The 23,366-nt window shown below is 65.4% G+C and carries 24 protein-coding genes; 11 read left to right on the forward strand and 13 right to left on the reverse strand.

Annotated elements, in window-relative coordinates; translation table 11 throughout:
• Positions 1–50: 50 nt before the first annotated feature.
• From ACJ70B_RS02695 to yqeC, 3 genes are all read left to right on the forward strand, one after another.
• The gene (locus ACJ70B_RS02695; RefSeq protein WP_408958879.1) at positions 51–287 is read left to right on the forward strand and encodes a hypothetical protein; all 237 of its coding nucleotides are present in this window, start codon (positions 51–53) and stop codon (positions 285–287) included.
• On the forward strand, positions 284–1,126 hold the full coding sequence (locus ACJ70B_RS02700) for a 3-keto-5-aminohexanoate cleavage protein (RefSeq protein ID WP_408958880.1): 843 nt from the start codon (positions 284–286) through the stop codon (positions 1,124–1,126). The genes ACJ70B_RS02695 and ACJ70B_RS02700 overlap by 4 nt, the downstream gene beginning before the upstream one ends.
• Before the next feature lie 67 nt (positions 1,127–1,193).
• Complete coding sequence (gene yqeC, locus ACJ70B_RS02705) at positions 1,194–1,940, forward strand: selenium cofactor biosynthesis protein YqeC (protein ID WP_408958881.1); 747 nt, start codon at positions 1,194–1,196, stop codon at positions 1,938–1,940.
• A 9-nt stretch (positions 1,941–1,949) separates the two neighbouring features.
• On the opposite strand, the gene ACJ70B_RS02710 is transcribed toward yqeC, so the two are convergent.
• Together ACJ70B_RS02710 and ACJ70B_RS02715 are read right to left on the reverse strand one after the other, a co-directional pair.
• Positions 1,950–2,588 (reverse strand): molybdenum cofactor guanylyltransferase, encoded by a 639-nt coding sequence (locus ACJ70B_RS02710; protein ID WP_408958882.1) that lies wholly within the window; start codon positions 2,586–2,588, stop codon positions 1,950–1,952.
• Positions 2,589–2,659: 71 nt separating this feature from the next.
• Complete coding sequence (locus ACJ70B_RS02715) at positions 2,660–3,214, reverse strand: hypothetical protein (protein ID WP_408958883.1); 555 nt, start codon at positions 3,212–3,214, stop codon at positions 2,660–2,662.
• A 190-nt stretch (positions 3,215–3,404) separates the two neighbouring features.
• On the opposite strand from ACJ70B_RS02715, the gene fdhF reads away from it, so the two are divergent.
• Entirely contained in the window at positions 3,405–5,552 is a 2,148-nt protein-coding gene (gene fdhF, locus ACJ70B_RS02720; protein WP_408958884.1) for a formate dehydrogenase subunit alpha, read from the forward strand.
• A 15-nt stretch (positions 5,553–5,567) separates the two neighbouring features.
• On the opposite strand, the gene ACJ70B_RS02725 is transcribed toward fdhF, so the two are convergent.
• On the reverse strand, positions 5,568–6,425 hold the full coding sequence (locus ACJ70B_RS02725) for a hypothetical protein (RefSeq protein WP_408958885.1): 858 nt from the start codon (positions 6,423–6,425) through the stop codon (positions 5,568–5,570).
• Positions 6,426–6,665: 240 nt separating this feature from the next.
• Between ACJ70B_RS02725 and ACJ70B_RS02730 the strand changes: the two genes are divergently transcribed.
• From ACJ70B_RS02730 to ACJ70B_RS02740, 3 genes are read left to right on the forward strand one after another with little or no spacing between them, the layout of a single operon-like run.
• Positions 6,666–7,568, forward strand: coding sequence for a hypothetical protein (locus ACJ70B_RS02730; protein ID WP_408958886.1), 903 nt, complete (start codon positions 6,666–6,668; stop codon positions 7,566–7,568).
• Positions 7,569–7,574: 6 nt separating this feature from the next.
• Positions 7,575–9,284, forward strand: a complete 1,710-nt coding sequence (locus ACJ70B_RS02735) for a pyrroloquinoline quinone-dependent dehydrogenase (protein ID WP_408958887.1) — start codon at positions 7,575–7,577, stop codon at positions 9,282–9,284.
• 30 nt (positions 9,285–9,314) lie between these two features.
• Positions 9,315–10,451, forward strand: a complete 1,137-nt coding sequence (locus ACJ70B_RS02740) for a plastocyanin/azurin family copper-binding protein (protein WP_408958888.1) — start codon at positions 9,315–9,317, stop codon at positions 10,449–10,451.
• Between the two features lie 52 nt (positions 10,452–10,503).
• On the opposite strand, the gene ACJ70B_RS02745 is transcribed toward ACJ70B_RS02740, so the two are convergent.
• The 9 genes from ACJ70B_RS02745 to aroC all read right to left on the reverse strand — a co-directional run bounded on the left by ACJ70B_RS02745 (position 10,504) and on the right by aroC (position 18,292).
• Positions 10,504–10,626: a hypothetical protein gene (locus ACJ70B_RS02745; protein WP_408958889.1), complete on the reverse strand. Its 123-nt coding sequence runs from the start codon at positions 10,624–10,626 to the stop codon at positions 10,504–10,506.
• A 6-nt stretch (positions 10,627–10,632) separates the two neighbouring features.
• Entirely contained in the window at positions 10,633–11,238 is a 606-nt protein-coding gene (locus ACJ70B_RS02750) for a nitrous oxide reductase accessory protein NosL (RefSeq protein ID WP_408958890.1), read from the reverse strand.
• Positions 11,239–11,304: 66 nt separating this feature from the next.
• Positions 11,305–11,784 carry an SRPBCC family protein gene (locus tag ACJ70B_RS02755; protein ID WP_408958891.1) on the reverse strand — a complete coding sequence of 160 codons (480 nt, stop codon included), beginning with the start codon at positions 11,782–11,784 and terminating at the stop codon, positions 11,305–11,307.
• Between the two features lie 71 nt (positions 11,785–11,855).
• Positions 11,856–12,284: an HTH-type transcriptional regulator LrpA1 gene (gene lrpA1, locus ACJ70B_RS02760; RefSeq protein ID WP_408958892.1), complete on the reverse strand. Its 429-nt coding sequence runs from the start codon at positions 12,282–12,284 to the stop codon at positions 11,856–11,858.
• A gap of 127 nt (positions 12,285–12,411) precedes the next feature.
• The gene (locus tag ACJ70B_RS02765) at positions 12,412–13,347 is read right to left on the reverse strand and encodes a thiamine pyrophosphate-dependent enzyme (RefSeq protein ID WP_408958893.1); all 936 of its coding nucleotides are present in this window, start codon (positions 13,345–13,347) and stop codon (positions 12,412–12,414) included.
• A gap of 3 nt (positions 13,348–13,350) precedes the next feature.
• A complete protein-coding gene (locus ACJ70B_RS02770) occupies positions 13,351–15,255 on the reverse strand; it encodes a 2-oxoacid:acceptor oxidoreductase subunit alpha (protein WP_408958894.1) in 1,905 nt (634 codons plus the stop codon).
• Between the two features lie 228 nt (positions 15,256–15,483).
• Positions 15,484–16,269 carry a PHP domain-containing protein gene (locus ACJ70B_RS02775; RefSeq protein ID WP_408958895.1) on the reverse strand — a complete coding sequence of 262 codons (786 nt, stop codon included), beginning with the start codon at positions 16,267–16,269 and terminating at the stop codon, positions 15,484–15,486.
• A gap of 154 nt (positions 16,270–16,423) precedes the next feature.
• Positions 16,424–16,747 carry a hypothetical protein gene (locus ACJ70B_RS02780; protein WP_408958896.1) on the reverse strand — a complete coding sequence of 108 codons (324 nt, stop codon included), beginning with the start codon at positions 16,745–16,747 and terminating at the stop codon, positions 16,424–16,426.
• 393 nt (positions 16,748–17,140) lie between these two features.
• A complete protein-coding gene (aroC, locus tag ACJ70B_RS02785) occupies positions 17,141–18,292 on the reverse strand; it encodes a chorismate synthase (RefSeq protein ID WP_408958897.1) in 1,152 nt (383 codons plus the stop codon).
• 261 nt (positions 18,293–18,553) lie between these two features.
• Here aroC and ACJ70B_RS02790 point away from each other — a divergent pair, with 261 nt between their 5' ends.
• The 3 genes from ACJ70B_RS02790 (at position 18,554) to ACJ70B_RS02800 (ending at position 20,774) form a co-directional block, all read left to right on the forward strand.
• Positions 18,554–19,603 carry a hypothetical protein gene (locus ACJ70B_RS02790; RefSeq protein ID WP_408958898.1) on the forward strand — a complete coding sequence of 350 codons (1,050 nt, stop codon included), beginning with the start codon at positions 18,554–18,556 and terminating at the stop codon, positions 19,601–19,603.
• Between the two features lie 71 nt (positions 19,604–19,674).
• A complete protein-coding gene (locus ACJ70B_RS02795) occupies positions 19,675–20,040 on the forward strand; it encodes a hypothetical protein (protein ID WP_408958899.1) in 366 nt (121 codons plus the stop codon).
• Entirely contained in the window at positions 20,037–20,774 is a 738-nt protein-coding gene (locus ACJ70B_RS02800) for a DICT sensory domain-containing protein (protein ID WP_408958900.1), read from the forward strand. The genes ACJ70B_RS02795 and ACJ70B_RS02800 overlap by 4 nt, the downstream gene beginning before the upstream one ends.
• Before the next feature lie 239 nt (positions 20,775–21,013).
• Here the strand turns inward: ACJ70B_RS02800 and ACJ70B_RS02805 are convergent, their stop codons facing one another.
• Positions 21,014–22,156, reverse strand: coding sequence for a thiolase family protein (locus ACJ70B_RS02805; RefSeq protein ID WP_408958901.1), 1,143 nt, complete (start codon positions 22,154–22,156; stop codon positions 21,014–21,016).
• Between the two features lie 178 nt (positions 22,157–22,334).
• Between ACJ70B_RS02805 and ACJ70B_RS02810 the strand changes: the two genes are divergently transcribed.
• Positions 22,335–23,303, forward strand: coding sequence for a hypothetical protein (locus ACJ70B_RS02810; RefSeq protein ID WP_408958902.1), 969 nt, complete (start codon positions 22,335–22,337; stop codon positions 23,301–23,303).
• Positions 23,304–23,366 lie beyond the last annotated feature (63 nt).

Here is a 23,366-nt window from a genome sequence, read left to right on the forward strand (position 1 = left end):
GCATCGATACGGCAACGATTGTTAACAGCTAGCAGATAGAACAGCGTGACATGGGCTGTCCATATCTCGAGTACCGCGACGGGTCGGCCGACCCCGACCGAGAGCCGTTCGACGAGCCGCGAGCCTACTGTACGGCCGCGGACCGGTTCGTCCAGCCGATGCGAGCCGACATCTGTAACGACCGCTACGACCTCGTCCACGACCGAGACTGCGAGATCTATCGCGCACACGCCGACGACCGGGGCGAGGACGGCGGCGCGCAGGCGGCGGGAGGTGACGACGCGTGACCTACGCGGACTTCCTCGCCGGTGAGCCGGTCATACTTACGGCGGCGCTGACCGGCGGCGTACAGGGCAAGGAGGCGACGCCGCACCTTCCGGAGACGCCCGAGGAGATCGGCAAAGCGGCGGCGAAAGCGGAGGCCGCGGGCGCGTCGGTCGTCCACGTCCACGCGCGCCGGCCCAACGGCGAGCGCACCTTCGCGACCGAGCGCTTCCAGGAGATCGACGATGCGATCCGCCGGTACGCCGACGACGTGATCGTCCAACACTCCACCGGCGGGACGGGCGCGCCGGACGCAGATCGCCACCTCCCCCTGCGGACCGACCCGCCGCCGGAGATGGCCTCGCTCGACATGGGTCCGTTGAACCGATACGAGCACCTCACCAGCGAGAACACCCGCGGGCTGGTCGACTCGCTCCACGCGGAGATGGTTGACCGCGGTATCAAGCCCGAACTCGAGGTGTTCAACGATGGGCACCTGAACGAGACCCACGGGTTGCTCGAGCGCCGCGACCTCGCGGAACCGGTCTACGCGACGCTGATCTTCGGTCCTGGCACGCTGACCCCGCCGCGGCCGCGGAACTTCCTGAACGCGATCGATAACCTGCCCGAGGGGGCGCTGTTCAACACGCTCGGCTTCGGCCGCCACCAGTTGCCGTTCGCGACGATGGGGCTGCTCTTTGGCGGCCACGTCCGCGTCGGCCTCGAGGACAACATCTACTACCGGCAGGGCGAACTCGCCCAGAGCAGCGCGCAGTTAGTCGAACGCGTCGTCCGCGTCGCAGAGGAACTCGGCCGTGAGGTCGCGACGCCGTCGCAGGCGCGGGAGATACTCGAGCTGTGACCGTCCCCTCGGGAGACGACCGGACTCCGGACCCAAACGGTTAGCCCCTCCCGGTAGAAGCGCCCGTATGACTATCTTCGACGCGCTCCGAGCCGACTCAGGCGTCGTCGCCGTCGTCGGCGCGGGCGGCAAGAAGACGACGCTGTACGCGCTGGCCCGGCGGGCCGCCCGCGAGCGCTCCCGACGAGCGGTCGTAACGGCGACGGTCCGAATTCCCGTCTTCGATCGGGAGGTCGAATCGGTGTCCGTGACCGACGATCCGATCGTGGCCCTCGAGCGAGCGGATTCGTGGCCCGTCGGGGTCGTCCCGGAGCGCGAGGGGGACCGATATCTGGGTTACGACCGCGCCGTGATCGACGATATCGCTGCGGCCGATATCGCCGATCTCGTACTCGTCAAGGCCGACGGCGCGCGGACGCGGGAGCTCAAGGCCCCGAACGAGCGCGAGCCCCAACTCCCGCAGAGTGCCGACACCGTGCTCCCGATCGCGAGCGTCGGAGCCGTCGGCGAACCGCTCTCGAGCGAGCACGTCCATCGGCCGGAACGAGTGGCGGCGATCACCGGACGCGACCGCGGCGACGCGATCCGACCCACCGACGTGGCTCGCGTGCTCGCGAGCGAGCGCGGCGGACTGAAGGGAATCCCGGACGGAGCGACGGCCGTCCCGCTGCTCAACAAGGTCGACGACGCCGAGCGGCGGGCCGTCGCCGAAGAGATCGGACGGGAACTGCTCGAGCGAGCGCCCGCCGTCGAGCGCGTCGTGCTGGCGCGGATGATCGCCGACGAGCCGGTGGTCGACGTCCTCGAGGGGTAACGCGGCGGCTCACTCGCCCTCGAGACGTGCTTCGGCCGCCGCGAACTCCTCGCGGGTGTTGACGTTCTCGAAGGTCTCGAGGGAGGCGTAGTCGCGGGCCTCGTCTTCGTCGACGACGACGTGGTCGAGTTCCAGCAGTGGTTCGACGATCCGCCGTTCGTCGCGCTCGATGGCGCGCTCGCAGGCCTCGGCCATCGGCACAGTGCGGTAGACTGCCTGCGTGGTCTGGAACCACCCGTCGGCGAGTTTCGGCACCGCGGCTTCGCGACCGGCGGCCCGCTCGAAGAGGTGAGCGACCAGTTCGGAGTCGACGAACGGCATGTCGCAGGCGACGACGGCGGCATAGGCCGTCTCGGTCGCGCGCAGTCCCGTCATGATCCCCGCCATCGGGCCGCGGTCGGGTATGGGGTCGACGGCGAACGAAGCCTCGGGCCCGCCCGCGAGCGCCTCGCGGATCACCGGCACCTGCTCCTCGCGGCAGTTGATCACGAATGCGTCGACGACGGGCTCGAGTCGGTCGACGACGCGGCGGATCATCGGCGTTCCGGCGAGGTCGGCGACGGCCTTGTCGGCCTCGCCGAAGCGGGTCGAGTGGCCGCCGGCGACGATGAGCCCCGTGCGTTCGTCCCGATCAGAGTCGGGGGACATAGACAGGCATTCGCCGAGTGGGAACAAAAGCACACCCGATCACGTCCGCGGACGACGCCGGCCGCGGGCGTTTACTTCGACAGCCGCCAGAGCGCCCGGTACAGCGTCCACAGGTCGCAGTCGAATCGATCGGCAAGCGCGCGACACCGCTCGAGGTAGGTCTCGTACTCCCGGATCGACGGGGGATCGGGGTACGGCTCGGAGAGCGCTCCCGTCTCGCGGAGCGCCGCCCACTCGCGGGGGCCGACGACGACGTACGCGTCAGGGTCGACGAACATGAGGACCCCCGAGGCGACGGGTACGCCGACGGCCTCGAGGTCAGTCAGCCGGTCGATTCCCGTGGCGGCGTCGGTCGCCACGACGGCGTCGGCGATGGCGCTCCGGACGGCCTCGAAGTCGGTGTCCCAGAAGGCCTCCTCCGCGGCCCGCCGCTCGGCGTCGGGGTAGTCGCCGAGGAACCGTCGGTAGTACCACCTGACGACCCAGGCCGCGTCCCGTCGGCCGTACTCGCCCGACGCGAACGCCGTCGGGAGCGTCTCGAGGTTCTCCCGCTCGACGCCGTAGAGGGGCTCTCGCTCCCGGTACTCGCGGGCCTCGGACTCGACGAGCGAACGAGTGAGCTCCATCGTGGAACCGTTTCACACGGTCGACCGTCAGCGTTTCCCCGTCGGAGAGTCCAGCCTGCCGGCTGTGAGGCGTTGCGGCCGGGCTCGAGTTGAGAACCGACCCGTCGCTCGCACCCACATACCGTTTGTGTGTTAGAAAACCTCATGCACGGTCAGGTGGTGGGTTCGAGATAACGGGTGAGACGGGAAAATGTCCAGTGATCAGCGAGACCCAGTCAAGACGATCTGTCCGTACTGCGGCGTCGGCTGTGGCATCCAGGTACGGCAGGGCGAAGAGCCAGGCGATGTCCGATTCATGCCCTGGGGCGACGCGCCGGTCAACGAGGGCCGCGTCTGCATCAAAGGCGGGGCGGCGACCGAGGTCGTCGACCACGAGGACCGGCTCACCGAGCCCCGGATCAAGGAAGACGGGAAGTTCCGCGAGGCCACCTGGGAAGAGGCCTACAAGTACGTCGTCGGCGAACTCGAGCGCATCCGCGAGGAACACGGCCCAGACGCGATGGGTTTCTTCGGTTCCTCGAAGACGATGAACGAGGAGAACTATCTCCTCCAGAAGCTGGCCCGCCGGTACGGGACGAATAACGTCGACAACTGCACGCGGATGTGCCACGCCTCGACGGTCTGGGCGTTACGGACCAGCCTCGGCGCGGGCGCGATGACCAACAGCATGCGGGATCTCCGCGAGGAGGCCGACCTCTTCTGGATTCAGGGGGCGAACCCGGGCGAACAGCACCCGATCGCCAACAGCCAGTACTTCCGGCAGGCCGTCCTCGAGGGCGCGACGGTCATCCAGGTCGACCCGCACGCGAACAAGACGACGCGGTCGTTCCAGATCGACGACACCGAGCGCCATCAGCACCTGCAACTGAATCCGGGGACCGACATCCCGCTGTTGAACATCGTCCTGAAGACGATTCTCGAGCACCACGAGGACCACCCGGAGGACGGCTGGATCGACGAGGAGTTCGTCGAGGCGCGCACGGAGGGGTTCGACCACCTGAAGGAAACGCTCGAGGACTTCGACAAGGAGGCGGCCGCTGAAGAGTGTGGACTCGAACTCGAGGCGATCGAACTCGCGGCCGAGAAGTACGCGGAAGCCGACAACGCGGCTATCTTCACCGGAATGGGGATGAGCCAGCATGCCTGCGGCGTCGACAACGTGCAAAACGAGATCAACCTGGCGCTGATCACGGGCAACCTCGGGCGGCCCGGAACGGGCGTCAACCCGCTGCGCGGCCAGAACAACGTCCAGGGGACCTGCGACGTCGGCGCGATGCCGAACGTGTTGCCGGGGTACCAACTGGTCGACGACGACGACGCTCGCGAGTCCGTCGAGGACGTATGGGGTTTCGAGATTCCGGACGAACCGGGCCTGACGAACGTCGAGATCTCCTACGCGGCCGGCGACTCGATCAAGGGGCTGTACGTCATGGGCGAGAACCCCGTGATGAGCGAGCCCGACGCCAACAGCGTCGCCGAGCGCCTCGCGGACCTCGAGTTCGTGGTCGTGCAGGACATCTTCCCGACCGAGACCGCGGAGTTCGCCGACGTACTCTTGCCAGCGACGACCTGGGCCGAGCGCGGCGGCACCGTCACCAACACCGACCGGCGCGTCCAGCGCATGCGCGGCGTCGAGAACGTCCACGAGAAGACGAAACACGACCTCGAGATCGTCGGAGAGGTCGGACGACGGCTGTTCGACGATGGCGACGAACAGTTCGGTTTCGACGATCCCGAAGCCGTCTTCGAGGAACTCCGGCAGGTCTGTCCGAGCTACCACGGGATGACCTATGACTTGCTGGGAGAGGAGGGACTCCACTGGCCCTGCTACGAGCCCGGCGACGAGGGCGACCCGTTCCTCTACGAGGAGTCGTTCGACACCGAGAGCGGGCTGGGTCACATCGAGGGCGTCCAGCATACGCCGCCCGCGGAAACCCCCGACGATGAGTACCCGCTGATCCTCACGACCGCGCGCCTCGAGGAACACTACAACACCGGGACGATGAGCACGCGCTCGCCGACGCTCAACCGCCAGCACCCGGAGAACTTCGTCGACGTCCACCCCGCCGACGCCGAGCGCTACGGCATCGAGGACGGCGAGACGGTCCAGCTGCGCTCGAGACGTGGCGAGATCACGCTCGAGGCCCACGTCACCGAAGACACCAAGGAGGGCGTCGTCTGGACGACGCCGCACTTCGCCGCCGCTTCGGCCAACCGGCTCACGAACCACGTCCTCGACGAGCGGGCGAAGATCCCCGAGTACAAGGCCGCCGCCGCGGAGATCGACGTCGGGATCGAACTCGCCGACACGAGCGCCGACCCGGCGGCCGACGACTGAGATCCGGCCCGGCTCTCACCCGGCCGCGCTCGAGCCGTCCGGAGTCCCCGCCCCTGCCAGCTCGAGCCACGGTGTCGCGTTCGACTCGGCGACGACGAGCTCGGCCAGCGGCCGGTCGCACGCGTCGCAGCCGGCCCGAACGGCGATCCGGGGTCGCCGACAGCAGTGTTCGAGGCGCTCCGTCGTCGCGGCCACCGGCCCGCCACAGACCGGACAGCGGTCTCGGAGCAGTCGAAGCCCAATCAGCAGGTCGCGGCGCTCGTCGGCCTCGAGGCGGTCCCAGCCGTCGAGCCGGCCCTCGAGTTCGGCCGCCGCGGCAGCGTCGGCTGCGAGCGCCGCGGTCGATTCCCACCGGACGAGCCGCCGGCCCTCGAGTTCGAACGACGCGTCGCCGAGTCGATCGACCTCCTCGACGCCGAGGGCGGACCGCACCGCGTCCCTCCCCGGTGCCGTCGCGTCGGCGCTCGAGAGTCGGTCGGCCCACCGGGCGCGGAACGACGAGGTCAGCCCGAGCCCCTCCGGTCCGTCGGTCGCAATGTCGGCGGCGGTCAGGACGCGCGCGAGTTCGGCGGGCGTCACCGTCTCGACCGTCGGCGCGCTCGCGGGCGGTTTTCCAAATTGCTCGAGGACGCGCTCGGGGAGGTACCGACGGGTAAGCGTCGGCGTCCCCGGCACCAGATAGCCCCGGAAGCGGACGAGAGCCAGCGAGACGGCGAGTGCAAGCGCGCCGACTGCGACGGACGCTGCCGCACCGACTGCGGCCGCAAGCACAATCGAGAGCGCGACGTTCACCACGGTACACGGATAGCACCGGTTTGCACCGGTGTACTCCGGTTGCTCGAGTCGCGCGAGCGCGTCGGGCAAATCGATCACCGGCGATCACTCTCGGATGGTACGTCCCGGACGAGCAAAAATCGCGCTGCGACGATCGCCCGGCGGTCCTGAGACAGTGTCGACGCCCGACCGGATGCGACTCCGTCCGTGACGCCACGGAAGCCAGGTAATAGCGTATTACTTCACTAACTGATGTTCATTCACACATCGCTCGAGTTCCGAGCATCCATTGAGAAGTATTAACCCGACTCTCGGTGACGTTTTATGTGCCGTGGTATCATGCCACATATATCGACTGCGGTAGACACGACGGTCGCGGAACGACGCGATCTGGCGACGGCGCTCGGTGTCGACGCCCCCGGGGACGGGGACGTGACATGGACGCGACTGGCGGGACAGATCGAACCGCGGTCCGATTCGTCGTTCGCCTCTCGAGGCGAGGCGATTCGGGCCGACCTCAAGGGACGACTCGATCCGACGGTGCTCGAGCGCGAACGGGAGAACGTCGCGGAGCAGATCGACCGATTGCCGGACGTACGGGCTGTGGGCGTTCCGGACGAGCCACACGGACTGTACACGGCGGTCGCGGAACCGGGGTGGCGACTCTACGACCACCTGGTCGACGTAGGCTTTTTCGAGAGCCTCGACGAGAACCTTCCCCGGTTCACGGCCGAACACATCGAGGAGACGGCGCGTGAACTCGTTCTGGCGGAGCCGCTGTCGTCGGCGCTCGACGATGTTGGGTTCGACGAATCAGAGAAGACGGCGCTGCTGATCGACGTCGCGAACAACGACGAGCGACTCGCTCGGTGGGTGCCGTCGAATCAGATCCCCGGCGGCGTCGAGTTCGACACCGAGAACGTCCCGCCGCTGCACCGACGCGCGATGGGTGGAGCGCTGCTGTGGATTCGGGGACTCGACAGACACCTCTGGCAGAACGAGGTGTTGCTCACCGACGCGCTCCTCGACGACGCGGTCAGGGACGTCAAGGCGATGCTGGGCGGGCTGTTCGTGTCGGCGACGGCGGCCTGCGACCTGGCCGCGGACGGCCGATTCACGGACGAACAACTGACGGCCGCGCTCACCGCAGGAACGGCGGTGCAGATCGTCAGCCAGGAAGACATTCTGCACGACGTCTTCTACATCATGGACGACGTGCGCGCGCCGAGCGAACTGAGGTGATCACGCATGGCACTACGCAACGACAGAGCGGTACGAGCCGCACGCGATATCGAACTCCGAGAGATCGAGGACGGCTATACGCTGGTCGGTGGGCCTGAAGACTCGGTGACCGAACAACACGACATCGGTCGCATTCAGGACAACGACGTGACCCAGGAGATGCTGAGCAACACCGGAGAAACACCCGAGTCGTGGCTCATGTACGGCGGGAACTACGAACAACACCGGGCCACCACCGCCGACGTCATCACGCCCGAGAACGTCGGCGACCTCGAGCTCGAGTACGAGCTGTCGGTCGGGACCGGCTCGAGCATGGAGGGGACGCCCATCGTCGTGCCGGGCGATCCGCCGATCATGTACCAGACCAACGGGCCGAACCACATGAAGGCGATCGACCCCCGCGCGGGCGAGGTCCTCTGGAGCTACACCTACGCGCCGCCGATCGGGGTCGAACTCTGCTGTGACGACAACAACCGCGGTGCGGCCGTCTACGGCGACAAGGTGTACATGACGACGCTCGACTCGGGCGTCGTCGCCCTTGACCGCTACTCCGGCGAGGAGCTCTGGTACGCCTCCACCGCCGATCACGAGGAGGGCTACTCTGCGACGTGGGCACCGGTGGTCCGCGACGGAACGATATACACGGGCAGCGCCGGCGGCGAGTACGGCGTACTTGGGTTCATCGCCGCCATCGACGCCGAGAGCGGCGAGATCCAGTGGCAGACCGATACGCTTCTCGAGGACGAGTGGATCGGCGAGAGCCGAGAACACGGCTGCGGGACGAGCTGGATGACGCCGACGATCGACGAGGAGCGCGACGTCCTCTACACGGCGGTCGCGAACCCCGGACCAGACTTCGACGGGACGGTCCGGCCGGGACCGAACTTCCCCACCTGCGGAACGGTCGCGCTGGACCTGGAAAGCGGCGAGTTCCAGTGGGGCTACCAGAGCAGCCCCCACGACGTCTGGGACTACGACGCGGTCGCACCGCGAGTGTTGCTCCGCGACGTGACCGCGGAGGACGGACAGCGAGACCTCGTCGTCGGCTCCGACAAGGCCGGGTGGGTGTTTCTGCTGGACGCCCAGTCCGGCAAGCTCCACGAGCGCAGTCAGGAAATCTGCCAGCACATCAACATGTGGCGGATGATCCCCCATATCAGCGAGGACGAGCGGACGCCGTTCGTCCCCGGCGCACCGGGGGGCAACGACTGGCAGCCGCCGTCGTACAACCCCGCGACCGGGTACGTGTACGTCGTCCACCAGAACTTCCCGCAGGACCTCTACTGGCGATACGAGGAGTTCTCCGAAGGCGACCCGTACTGGGGCGGTGGGCTGGACGATCCGGCTTCGGAGATGCCTGACGAGTGGAATGGGAACATCACCGCCTTCGCGGCGGTCGATCCGGCGACGGGCGAGCGCGTCTGGCGCGACTGGATCACGAGCCAGGAGGAACGCTACATGTGGGGCGGATCGCTGTCGACCGCGACGGGGCTCGTGTTCAACGGCACCCAGAACGGCAACTTTGTCGCCTACGACGGCGAGACCGGTGAACGCCTCTGGGAGTACGGCTTCGACGTGCCAATCAGCGCCTCGCCGATGAGCTGGTACGACCCCGGCACGGAGAAACAGTACGTCGCCGTGCAAGTCGGCGGCAGCGGCTGGCTCCGCCAGGGACCGCGCGGCGACACACTCGCCGTGTTCTCGATGAGCGCCTAACAGACACCGACACGACTAACACATCAATCCATGACGAACGACCAACGCTCACGCGACGTTTCCCGTCGCGGCGTGCTGAAGGGAACGGCGGCGTTGACCGGCACGGCCGCGGCCGCCGGCACCGCGGGCGCGTACCGCGACGCGATCGATTTCCCGCTCCCGGCCGTACAGAACGACGGCGAGGGACGGACCTTCTCGCTGCTCGGCATCGTCGGCGGCTGGATGGGAGTCGCACCCCACGAAATCGACGCCGTCTCGAACCCGCCGCTGCGACTGATCGAAGGCGAACAGCACCGAGTCATCTGGACCAACGGCGACGGCGCGACGCACAACTTCAACATCACCAGCGGCAGCGCGGTCGGCGAGGGCGGCGAGATACTCGAGTCGACGAACACGGTGTCCGAACAGGGCGAGACCGTCGCCCTCGAGTTCACCCCCTCCGAGGAGATGTCGGAGTACTTCTGTGCGCCCCATCCCGCTCAGATGCGCGGCCCGGTCGAACTGATCAGCCCGGACGAGGCCCACGAACTGGTGGTCCACGTCGAGACCGAGGCCGGCGAACCCCTCGGTGCCGAAGTCACCCTCGGCGATCGGCACTCGTTTTCGAACATCGCCGCGCGACCGGACCCGCCAGAACAGGCCGAAGACCAGCAGGCCCTCGCCCGGTTCGACCTACTCGAGTCCGGCGAGTACAACCTCGAAGCCTGGACGTACGGCTACGAACAAGTCTCCGAGACGGTGACGATCGACGGTGGCAATCAGGAAATGACCGTCACGCTCCCGCCGATCGAGCCCGGTGAGCCGACGACCACCTTCTCGATGCGCCTCGAGAACGGCCAGTGGGTCGGCGTCTCGCCCGATAGCATCGCCGACCAAGCGAACCCGACGCTCGAACTCGAGGCCGGCGAGACCTACGCGATCGACTGGGAGAACACGATCGGACGCGGCCAGCCATCGGGCGAGAACAGACACTCCCAGCCGCTGCCCGGCCACAACTTCGTGATCGCCAGCGGCGGCGAGACGAACGAGTGGAACACCTACGTTCGCTCCGACTTCCTCGATCAGGCGGGCGGGGAACAGACCGTCGAGTTCGTCGCCAAAGAGGAGATGGCCGTCTACCTCGATCAGGCACAACTCGACGCGATCGGCGAAATCACCGTCCAATAAGGACGATCAACGGCCGCCGCTCATTTTTCGTTCGGACGATTGCGCTCGCGGCTCAGTCCATCAGCTTGCGGCGTCGCGCCCGCTCGAGCGCCGTGATCGAGACGCCAGTGATCACCACGATCGCACCGGGGCCGTGGCGCGTTCGCGAAGTCCAGGCGGAGTCCGAACCGAACACCGATCGCTACTCGTCCGGTAGCCGCGCGCCGCGGTAGATCGCTGCGATTTCCATGTCGACCGGCTCGAGGCCGACGATGACGTCGTCCTCTGTCAGGTTCTCGGCTTCCCACTCCTCGAGGAACGCCATCGCGTCCTCGCGGGCGGCGTAGGGGCGCGGATCGATCCCCATCGGGTCCTCGGCGGCCTGCTCGTCGGTGATCAGAACGAAGTGCGCCGCGGTCGCGTCGATGAGGTCGCCGGTCTCGTAGTCGGTCGTCCACGCACCCGCGGTCGGCGAGTCGGGCGTCGACGAGACCTTGTAGGCGAACAGACAGCCCGGGGAGTCGAAGACCGCCGCCAGCCCGTTCTCGTGGACGAGTTGGCTCTGTCGGCCGGGCCAGTCGGTCGGCGTCATGTTACAGACCGCACAGTTCTGGTCCGCGGTGAATTCGATCGGTCCCTCGTCAACACCTTCGTGCGTGGGTTCGTACACCTGTGCCTTCTCGTCGTCCTCGCCGCTACCGTCGTCAGCCCCGGATAGACCGCCGAGACAGCCCGCGGTCCCGACGGTCACACCAGCCCCGAGTGCGCCGAGTAGTCGCCGCCGCTCGAGTCCCCCGCATTCGGTCATACTCGTGGGTAGTCACGCGACGACTATAGCCGACTTGGTTCAGCTATCGAACGCGATCACCGACTTTCACTCGAGTTGCGCTTTCGCCAGCCGGTGGCGCGCACGGAACATAGCCTCGAAGCCCGGCTTCGAGACGGATTCGATCGCGTCGCCGAGCCCGCCCAGCGGAAGGTCGTATTCGACGCGGTCCCGGATAATCGTCCGATCGCCGTCCGCGTGAAAGGAGTGGGTGTGTTCCCACCGGTCGAACGGGCCGTAGACCATCTCGTCGCGGAAGTACGCCGATCCGGCGTCTCGCTCGCGGGCCGTAATGACCGAGGTCCAGTGCTGGCGCGGTCCTACGCCGAACGGGCGGATCGACAGCGCGACCTCCGACCCCGGCTCGAGCACGGCGGGATCCGACTCGCCCTCGGGTCCAATTACGCGCTCGACCCGGAGCTGCAGCCAGTCGGGAGTCACCGCCTCGAGGCCGGAGACGCGGGAGTGAAACGCCCAGACAGCTTCGAGTGGGGAGTCGACGGTCGTTTCGCGGTGGTACGTCGGCATCGCTCGTTCGAACGGACGACCGCCAGCGGGAAAACGTCGACCCCGACGATCGGCGACGGCGGATCCGGCCGTTACTTCAGCCGTTCTTGCAGGAAAGACGGATGCGCCGCAGTGACGCCCTCGATCTCGAGCAGTTTCTGCGAAATGGTCTCGCCGAGCGCGTCGCCGTCCTCGGAGCGTACTTCGGCCATCAGCATGTGATCGCCGCTAGAGCTGTACAGCGCTTCGACCTCCTCGAGATCTTTGATCGCCTTCGTCGCCTCGACGTATCGTTCGCTCGCGACGTCGAGTCCGACCAGCGCGATCGTCTGACTCGAGAGCTTCTTCGGGTCGATGTCGGCCGAGTAGCCGACGATCACACCATCCTCCTCGAGTTGGTTGATGTATTTTCGGACCGTTGGTTTCGAGACGTTTGCCCGCTCGGCAATCTCGGCGTAAGACGCTTGCGCGTCCTCCTCGAGGACCTCGAGGATGCGATCTTCCGTCGCCTGGGTACTCATGGGAGTATGTTTTGCTCCGGCAGAAAAATATCTTTTGTATACGAAAACGACGGATTTCCTACCGGACGCGGCGGTAAACGGCGGATACCGGGATGACCGCCACCCGGCGGCACTCGCGATGGCCGATTCAGGTGTGGCGGTCGAGCAGATCGTAGCTGCGCTCCCACTCGGCGTCGTCGTCGAAGTAGCGTTCGGCCAGCGGCTGATCGGGCATCTCGCCGACGGCGTGTTTCTCCTGAGAGTAGGAGGGACGGTCCTCGTCGACGTAGTAGCGGCCGGTCAGGACGGTGCCCTCGTTGAGGACGTCCTCGGTCTCGTGCATCATCTCGGCGGCCTCGCGCCGGTCGGTCACGTCGAAGTCGTAGTCGTCTGACTCCTGGACGTCGATGTACGGGACGTACTGCCGGGCGTCCTTGTTCCACGTCGGACACTGCGTGAGGAAGTCGATGTGGGCAAAGCCGTCGTGTTCGATGGCCTCCTTGATGATCTCCTTGGCCTGATTCGGGTTGACGGCGGCGGTCCGGGCGACGTAGCTCGCGCCGGCGTTCAGCGACAGCGACAGCGGTCGCAGTGGCGTCTTCGCGCTGCCCGACGGCTGGGTCTTCGACTTGTGGCCCTTCGGGCTAGTGGGCGAGGTCTGGCCTTTCGTCAGCCCGAAGATCTCGTTGTTGAACACGATGTAGGTCATGTCGTGGTTCTCCCGGGCCGTGTGGACGAAGTGGTTGCCGCCGATCCCGTACCCGTCGCCGTCACCGCCCGCAGCGATGACCTCGAGTTCGGGATTCGCGAGCTTTGCGGCGCGAGCCACGGGCAGCGAGCGGCCGTGGATCGTATGGAAGCCGTAGGTGTCGAGATAGCTGTTCAGCTTGCCAGAACAGCCGATCCCGGTGACGGTCAGTACTTCCTCGGGGTTCTTGCCGACTTCCGGGAGGGCCTGTTTCAGCGCCTTCAGGACGCCGAAGTCGCCACAGCCCGGACACCAGGTCGGCTGCGGTTCGACGCCGGGCGTGAACTCGTCCCGGTCGATCTCCTCTTTCGCTCCGATCGCGTTGAATGCACTCATGGATTAATCACCTGCAGCGGGTTCGATTCGTACCTGTGCGGTCGGCTGACGGTCTTCTTCCTCGAGATTGACCTCGTAGCCCTCGACGATTTCGGCGGGTTCGAAGGGGTTGCCGTTGTACTTCAGGAGGCTGGTCATCTTCTCGCCAAAGCGACCGAGCTCTTTCTGGATCAGCCCGCGGAACTGCGCGGTGGCGTTCATCTCGACGACCATCGCCTCGTCGACGCTCTCGAGGAATTCGGTTACCTCGGCCTTGGGGAACGGCATCATGTCGGAGACGCCGAGTCCCTTGACGGGGTAGCCGTTCTCGTTGAGTCGCTCGACGGCCTCGCGGACGGCACCCTGACTCGAGCCCCACGTGATGATGCCGTACTCGGCGTCGTCGTCGCCGAAGGACGTCTGATTGGAGGCGTATTCCTCGTCGAGTTCCTCGCGGATGTGGTCGAGTTTCTCGAGGCGGCGGTCCATCTGGAAGACGCGGTTGTCCGGGTCCTCGCTGATGTGGCCGACGGGATTGTGCTCGTTGCCGGTCGCGAGGTATCGACCGCCCTCCTGGCCGGGCAGCGAGCGCGGTGCGACGCCGTTCTCGGCGTCCTCGTAGTTGAATCGCTTGAACTTCCCGCTCGCGTCGTGAGCGGCCTCTTTGAGTTCGTCCTCCGTCAGTGTCGAGCCCAGATCCGGCGAGGGCTCGCGGTCGAAGAATTCGACGTCAACGTTGGTGTTCTCCCCCGAGAGCTTCTGGTCGTAGATGATGATCGACGGGATCTGGTAATCCCACGCGATCTCGAAGGCGAGTCGGGTTTGCTCGTAGGCCTCCTCGATGTTTCCGGGCGCGAAGACGACTCGCGAGGAGTCGCCCTGGCTCGTATAGAGGACGAACTCGAGGTCGCCCTGTTCCGGTTTCGTCGGCATCCCGGTCGAGGGACCGGCGCGCATCGCCTCGATGAGAACGAGCGGCGTCTCGGTCATCTCGGCGAGGCCGAGCGGTTCGCTCATCAGTGCGAAGCCGCCGCCAGAGGAGCCGGACATGGCCTTCGCGCCGGCGTGGCTCGCGCCGAGGGCCAGCGCCGCGGCGGCGATCTCGTCTTCGACCTGCTCGGAGACTCCGCCCATATCGGGGAAGTTCTGGCTGAGGATGGTGAACACGTCCGTCCACGGCGTCATCGGATAGCCAGAGATGAATCGACAGCCGGCGTCGATCGCACCGTAGGCGATCGCGTTCGACCCCGACAGCAGCGCCTGCTCGGTCTCGTGAGAGCCTTCGGGAACGCGCAGGTCGTGCTCGAAGTCGTACTCTTCGTTGACGATGTCGTAGGCCTCGTGGAGAATCTCGAGGTTCGATTCGAGGACGTCCCCGCCCATGGCGTCTTCCATCAGGTCCTCGATGTGCTCTAGGTCCATCTCCAGCAGCGCCGCGGTGACGCCGACGCCGGCGGTGTTCCGCATGACCTCGCGGCCGTGATCGCGGGCGAGCGACCGGAGGTCCATCGGGAAGACGTGCCAGTCGTTTTCCTCGGCGCGGGCCTCGAGGTCGATATCGGCGATCTCCTCGTCGTCGATGAGCCCTTCGTCGTAAACGATGATCCCGCCCTCGCGGAGGTCGTCTAAGTTCTCCGAGAGTGGCTTGATCTCCTCGTTTCCGTAGTAGGCCTCTTCCTGAGGGTTGCGGGCGAACGAGTCGCCCAGTGCCAGCAGGAAGTTATAGCCGTCGCCGCGCGATTCTACCTCGCGGTCCGCAGCCCGGATTTCGACGTAGGTGTGGCCGCCCCGGATCCGCGATGGGTAGTGGCGGTGGGTAAACACGTCGAGCCCCGAGCGCATCAGCGCCTTGGCGAAATTCTGGCTCGTCGAGTCGATCCCGTCACCGGAACCGCCCGCGATTCGCCAGATGAGTTCGTCGCTAGTCATAGGTGAATCAGTGGCCGATGGGCCGACCGTATCTGGATTTTCGCACTACCGTACCTAAAGCCTTTGCTATAGATTACCAAGGATCTTTCGTGAAGAATGGACGTACACTTAAGAATATGTATTATCGACCATTATAGTGTTCAGATCCACCGCCAAAGATGATGCTACTCGTTGGAAATTTGTGGACGGTTGCTTTCCGTTCACACCGGACAACAGGACGGCCGTTCGTCAGATGCTTCGCTCGAGCGCCTCGGGGACGACCGGCTCGAGCCCGAAGTCGTCGACGAACTCGGCGAGAAAGTCCGCACGCTCGCCGATCTCGCTCGGCTGATGCGAGTCGGTGCCGACGGTCACGCTCACGTCGTGTTCGCGCAGGACGGCCAGAAACGTCTCGGACGGATGGACGACCTCGGCGTCGGTCAGCGCCCGGCCGGCGTTGATCTCGGGCACCGTCCGCGAATCGGCCAGCGCCCGCGCTACCCGCCGATAGTGGTCTTCGGTCGCCCGGCCCCGCAGCGGCTCCGTCCGCTCGAGCAGGTCCAGGTGAGCCGCGATATCGAACAGTTCCGACTCGACGAGCGCGACGAGTTTATCGAAGTACTGATCGACGACTGCGTCGCGCTCGGCCTCGCTCATCGGCGCGAAGTGAGATGCGACCTGCACGTTGTACCCGTCGACATCGTGGACGCTCCCCGCCGCGTAGTCGAACCCCGCCTCCGAGAGGAAGGCGTCGATAGCGTCCTCGTCGCGCCGGTCGTAGTCCATCTCGACCGCGTCGTAAATCTCGATCTCGAAGTCCTCCCGTAGCCGCTCGATCCCCTGTCGCCGGCGCTCGTGGGTGAGATCGAGGTTGAACCCGTAGACGCTCCGCATCGACTCGTGGCGGTCGCGCGAGGCCACGTTACAGTGGTCGGCGAAGCCGACGCCCTCGAGGCCGGCCGACTCGGCGGCCCGCACCATCGACCTGAGGAAGTCGCCGTCCGAGTAGTTCGAGTGGACGTGAAAATCCCGCATACGCCGTTACCCACGGGTGGAGAGTTAGGTGTTACGCTCGCAGAACGCGGCGTCAGTTTCGACTTTGAAGAAGCTAGTGCGTATCTGTACTCACCGATCGAAAGAGTTCGGCTTGTGCCCGATCCGGACGAGGGAAGCGTGGTATCAATTACTGTTAGGCCGCCTGTGGGGACCATGTGTTCAGACGGTAGAGTAGGCGCAGTACGGCCAACACAATCGCCGCCTCAACCACGTGGCCGAGAGACGACGGTGGGTCCGTCATGGATGCGAGCATGCCAAAGACGAAGACGGCGATGCCGACGCGGAGAACGGTGTTACCCGCGGTATTCTGAACCACGTCGTCGGGAACGGGCGAAGTCAATTCGTTGTATCCCGTTAACAACCACGTCCAGCCGCCGAATTTGATGAGGGCCCCCAGAATCGTGATGAGTGTGCCACTCGCTAGCCATTCGATCGCTATGGAATCGAGAGAGGTCATATCTAAACGGTAGTCTTGCGGGATTAAAAACAGTTAGGATAACTATCACTTCTGGAATTGTTCTCTCTCCTGTCTTCCGAGAGATTAAACGCGCCCCTATCAGTAGCCCGGTTCCGACAGCTAGTGTACGGGTAGATGCCTGCTTCGGTAACGCCGTCTATAGATACCGAATCGATCATCGTACAGTACAGATAGATGACTTGTTCGGTTCGTCGAAAGTAAAGTGAAACGAAGCGACCTGCTAGCGTACAGTATCGGGTAACGCGTCTTCCCACCCACGGTCCAGCGTGCCACCGTACGTCGTTCCCCGAGTCGGCGTGGCACGTCCTGACCGATATGGCCGTGAGTTGCTACCAGAAACCAAAACCGAACGTCGATCGTTGACGATCTACGTTACTCGTTTCGCGGATTGCTCGGGTGATAGTCCGTGTCGTACTCGCCGGGCTGGTCGTCGACGCGGTCGGGGTTGATACGGCCCGACAGGAGCATGAAGTCGACCAGCGTTAGCGCGAGCATCGCCTCGACGACGGGGACGCCCCGCGGCGGGAGGACAGGGTCGTGACGACCGATGACCTGCTCCTCTTTTATCTCGCCGGTCTCCCAGTCGGCGGTCTGCTGGGACTTGGGGATCGACGTGGGCGCGTGGAGCGTGACTTCGCCGTAGATCGGTTCTCCGCTCGAGATGCCGCCCTGAATGCCCCCGTGGTCGTTCTCGACGGGGACGGGATCGCCGTCCTCGCTGAACTCCCAGTCGTCGTTGCGCTCCTTCCCCGTCCACTCGCGGGCCTCGCGTCCGAGGCCGAACTCGAAGGCGGTCGTCGCCGGCACCGCCATCATGGCCTGTCCGAGGCGCGCGGAGAGGGAGTCGAACCGCGGCGCGCCGAGGCCGACCGGAACTCCCTGCGCCTCGAAGTAGATACTGCCACCGATCGAGTCGCCCTCCTCCTGGTACTCCGCGATCAGGTCTTGCATCTCCGCGGCGGTCTCCGGGTGAGCACAGCGCACGTCATTCTCCTCTGAGTGCTCGAGCATCTCCTCAAAGCTGACCTCCGGCGCTTCGATATCGCCGATCTGGTTAACGTGGGCTTTGAGTTCGATCCCTTCCCGCGCGAGGAGCTTCTTCGCGATCGCGCCGGCCGCGACCCAGTTAACGGTCTCGCGGGCCGACGAACGGCCGCCACCGCCCCAGTTACGGGTGCCGAACTTCGCCGAGTAGGTGAAGTCGCCGTGGCTGGGTCGGGGTGCGGTGATGAATGGCTCGTACTTACCCGAGCGGGCGTCCTTATTCTGGATGACCATCCCGATCGGCGTCCCGGTGGTGTAGCCGTCCTGAATTCCGGACTTGATCGAGACATCGTCGGGCTCGCCGCGGCTGGTCGTGATCATCGACTGGCCCGGTTTCCGGCGGTCGAGCTCCGCCTGAATGTCCTCCACGGAGAGCTCGAGGCCGGCGGGACAGCCCGAGACGGTACAGCCCATCGCCTCCCCGTGGCTCTCGCCGAACGTGGTCACCTGAAAGAGGCGACCGAAGCGGTTGCCGTTCATTACCACGTCCTCGGAGACGGGGCCACTTAGCCCTGCAGGGTTCGCGGACGGGCGGCGTCGTATCGCTGCCGTCTGATCGACCTGTTTCGGAGCTAGTCTCGGCCGACGGGACGATCTCGCGTCGGGGCCGACACATTCATCTAAGCGGAGAAAGTAATTCATCTCGACATCTCCATGGGGCGTCGTCGAACGCGAACACGAGGGAGGGCGACGAGGCGGCGGCTTCTCGCGAAGGGATCGGTGGTTGGTGGTATCGTCTTATTGTTCGGCGGAACGGAGGCGTTCTCGGCGGTCGACGTCGATCGTCCCCTCGCCGTGACGGCCGGCGACGACGGTGACGCTCCGCTTGGGCTCGATATCGCGTCGTCGGTGCGAGCCGGCACCGACAGCCAAGAGTTGGTCGATCTGACGAACAACACGAGCGATCCCTTCGACGTGTCGCTCGCGCTCTCGGTCCCCGGCCGGGGAACGCTCTCGAGGACCGATCTCGAGATCGACAGCGGCGCGGTTCGTTCCGTCCTCATTTCCGTCGATTCCGGAGGGCAGACCGGAAGCGATGCGCTCACGTTCGAGGTCGATGCATCGAACGGAGCGATGGACCTGTCGCTGGAACGGAGCGTGGCGGTCACCGCCGGTCCGACACTCAAACAGCGGATCAGCGACGAGACGCGAAACGGCAACGCGGCGTTTTCGATCTCCTATCGCGTGGATCGGGTACCGAGCTTCGACCGGCTCGAGCTCGAGGTCGAGAACGTCGATGCCGGCTACATCGGCCCAGTGACGTACACGGAGGAGACGACGGAGGGGACGGTCTCGTATCCGCCGGGCGGTGGCGGTGACGGTGGCGCTGGCGGCGACACCTACGAGTTCCGGTTTCGCGTCTACGACGCGTCGGGTGAGGTGTCCGATCTCTATACGGAGGTCACGACGACTGCCACCGGCTCGGACCCGCCGGGCGACGACCTCGGTGACGAGACCGACCCGACGCTCGTCGGGTTTTCGGTCACCAACGACGAGCAGTGGACGAACAATCGGTTCACCGTCGATTACGAGGTCGAGCCGCGCGACGACTTCGGGGAGGTCACAGTCAGTTTCGACAACACCCAAAGCGACTGGTCCGACGCGACGAAAACGAACGACGCGGCACCGACCGGCACGGTCGTGTATCCGGCAGCGGGCCGACACCAAGGCGGCATCAACGGAGACACGTACAATATCACTGTCGACGTCTACAATCAGCGCGGCATCCCCGTCGAGAGCGCCACGGTCTCTCTCGTCGCCGGGTCGAACGAAACGGTCGATTGGCCGTAGCCGAGAGCCGACATTCAACGGCGTTGACACCGTCTACAGCTATTTCCGACTGGATCACGTAGCTCGACAGAATGGCCGACGAACGGTTTGAACCCGATCCGTTCGCGCTGCGAGCGGCGGCCGGTGAGCTCCCGATCGACGACGTGCTCCGCCTGCTCACCGATCGCCACGCGCGGTACGCGATCGTCTATCTCCACGACCACTCGACGGCGACGCTCGAGGAACTGGCCGACGTCGTCACCGCCAAAGACGCCAGCGTCGAGGAGACGATCGCCACACCGAGCGACCGCGAACCGATCCGAACGCGGCTGTATCACGTGACACTGCCCCGGCTCGAGGCGCTGGGGTTCATCGCGTTCGACACCGAGACGAAGGGGGTCTCCGACGCCGACATTCCGACCGCGGTCACCGACGCGATGGGGGTGACCAACTCGTGACCGCGACCTCGCTCGGCGACTTCGTCGAGGCAATCGAACGCCGGCGCAAGACGCTCGAGGTCCGCACCGACGACGACCGCGTCGTCGACGAGCTCCGACACCAGTTCGAGACGCGAAACGTCGAGGTCACTCACCGATCGCTCGGCTCGCTCGGCGATACCGGGTTCGTGATCGTTCGCGACATCGACGGTGCGTTCCGTGGTGCGCTGGGGATCGATCAGTTTCGAGCGATCCTCTCGCCCGAGATCCACCCTCCGTGGGAGCTCGCCGAGATCGACGGCAACCAAACGGAGCTGTTCGACTTCCTCGAGAACACGCTGTTTACCTCCTACGATCGCAGGCAGATGCTGGCGACGGCCCGAGAGATCGAAGAGCGGGCGTGGCGGGTCGGCTCCGGGCGACTGTACGCCGGATTCCAGCGGGCAACGGCGCTCGCCGCACAGACCGAGATCTACGAGCGACTGACGAGTCACGACGCGCTCGCGGTGACCGTGTTTATCGACGATACGTGGGACGTATCGACCCTCGACGATGCATCGATCGTCTCGGAACCCGGCGGAGAACTCGGCGAGCACTGGTTCGTCGCGTTCGACGGTGGCGGCGACGAGCTAGAGGCCTGTGCGCTCCTCGCTGAAGAACGCGGAAACGGGGAGTTCTACGGCTTCTGGACGTACGAGCCTGCGATAGTCGACGACCTCGTCTCGTATCTCGAGCGGACGTACGACGTTCGGTAGCCGACACCGGTGTGGAACGCCGCCGGTGAGATGACGTGTCGCCCGCGGCGACTCGTCGGTCACGGCTCGAGACCTCGAACCGCGCTTCCCTCGCAAAAGCTGGACCAAAAAGAGCTACGCGAATCGTTTCAGGGGCGTTCGAACTCGATCGCCGCACCCTGACGCGACCACCTTTTGTCTCGGTCGTCACTCCGTTCCTCCCTCGCAAAATCTGGACCAAAAAGGCTACCCTGAGCGTCTCAGGGCAGTTCGAACTCGATCGCCGCACCTTGTCCGAAGCCGACGCACTCTGTCGCGATGCCGCGTTCGACGCCCTCTCGATTCATCTCGTGGACGAGCGTCACCGGCAAGCGCGCGCCGGAACAACCGAGCGGATGGCCGATCGCGATCGCGCCGCCGTTGACGTTGAGTTGATCGTCTGGAATGCCGAGTTCGCGCTGGGAGTACAGCGTCTGACTGGCAAAGGCTTCGTTGATCTCGACGAGGCCGTAGTCGTCGATATCGCGGCCGGCGCGCTCGAGCAGCCCCTCGGTCGCCGGGACCGGGCCGACGCCCATGATCGTCGGGTCGACGCCCGCGACGTAGCTGGTGCCGACCTCCGCGAGGACCTCGAGGTCGTTTTCGTCTGCGAAGGCCCGACTCGTGAGCATGACGCCGGCCGCGCCGTCGGCGATCTGGGAGGCGTTGCCGGGCGTGACCGTGCCGTCCTCCTTGAACACCGTCGGGAGTTCGGCGAGTTTCTCTTTCGTGGTGCCGGGCCGCAGGCCCTCGTCCTCGTCGTGGACGCCGTCCTCGGTCTCGATGGGGACGATCTCGTCGTCGAACGTGCCTTCCTCGGTGGCCTCGACCGCGCGCTGCTGGCTGCGCGCGGCGTACTCGTCTTGTTCCTCGCGGGAGACGCCGTACTCCTCGGCGACCTTCTCGGCGGTCATCCCCATCGCGAGGTTCTCCATCCCGTAGCGCTCCTCGAGTTTAGGATACATCTCGCCGCTGTCGGCCGCGCCCATCTTGACGCGGCTCATGCTCTCGACCCCGCCGGCGATGACCGCCTGATGGCGACCCGCTGCGATCGAGTCGGCGGCGCTGATAATCGCCTGCGCGGAGGAGGCACACTGGCGATCGATCGTCGTCGCCGGGACGTTCTCACCGAGTTCCGAGAAGAGCGCGATCTGACGCGCGATGTTCGTTCGCTGCTCGGAGCGCTGCTGGGCACAGCCCCACATCAGATCGTCGACGTCCTCGCCGGTGACGCCCGTCTCGGCGAGCATCTCGTTGACCAGCGGAATCGAGAGATCCTCGCTGCGGACGTCCGCGAGCGCGCCGTCTTCCTTTCCCTGTGCTGTCCTAACAGCGCTAACGATTACTGGTGTATTATCTGCCATTGTATAGCACAATCTTTCGTGATCATAAATAGTTGGTCCCACCGGTAAGACGTTCGGCCGGTCGCCGAACCGATTGCCGACCGGGGCGATATGGACGGCTCGTTAGAGAACTCGTCGCTGGTTCGGCCACAAATAGTTCTACCGTATAGTATATTAATCTAACAAATAAACAGGGAGTATGGTCCGCCGACGAAGGTTCCTGCTCACGACACTCGCCGCCGGAGCGACCGGTATCGCCGGCTGTCTGGGCAACGACCCCTCCAACGACAGCGATGCACCCTCCGACGAACCGACCGACGACGAAACCCCGGCGGATCTCGAGCGCCGGGACGACGGTAGCTACGAGGTCAATATCGACGCGATCAGCGACGGTCAGGTACAGCTCCTGGAGGGCAGTGGCACGACGGGATCAGTGTCGTACGTGTCCCCGATCCGGATCGAGTGGATGTACGGTCGCCTTCGGAACGCCGACGGCCCGGAGTCGCTCCACGTCGATCCGGTCCTCGACACGACTGACGACGTCGAGCACCTCTTTCTGGCACCGGTCTACGACGCCGACGCCGAGAACTGGGCGATCCACGCCTACGCCGACGAGACCTACTACGAGGCCAGGGAGAACCATCGGATCCACCTCGGGACGTTCGAGGGCGTCGTCGATGATCGGGAGATCGAGGACCGCGACGCGGCGTTCACCGAACATCACGACGGGATCTATCGCGCGACCATCGATTTCGGCCCGACGCCGGCCGAGTCCGAGGACCCCCGCGTCGTTCACGTCTCGAACATGACCGTCGAGGAGGCCGATAGCGACGAGACAGGCCCCGAAGTGGGCGGCTTCCTGAGACCGAACGTCATCGATCGCGACCCGCCTGAGGTCCCGGACATCGAGTTCGCGTTCGAGTACGACGAGACGGCTCGAGCAGTTACGATCACTCACAAGAGCGGCGAGCCGTTTCAGGGGGCGTCCGCGGAGATCTGGATCGGAGACGATCGCACCGACGAGCAGTTCTCCGGCGAGATCACGCCGGGCGATCGGATCACCGTCGCAGGTACGGATGCGAGCCCGGGCAAACTCCTCACGATTGCCTGGCACGGTCCGAAGACGGACGAGGGGATTCCGGTCGGCAGCTTCGAGATTCCGGAGTAAGTCGGTGCCGGCCCGAACGACGATACCGCTCCGTCTTCTGTCCGTTCGGTCGGAGCGCCGTCG

Source organism: Natrinema sp. 74, from assembly GCF_046097095.1.
In the GTDB taxonomy this organism is placed as follows: Archaea; Halobacteriota; Halobacteria; order Halobacteriales; family Natrialbaceae; genus Natrinema.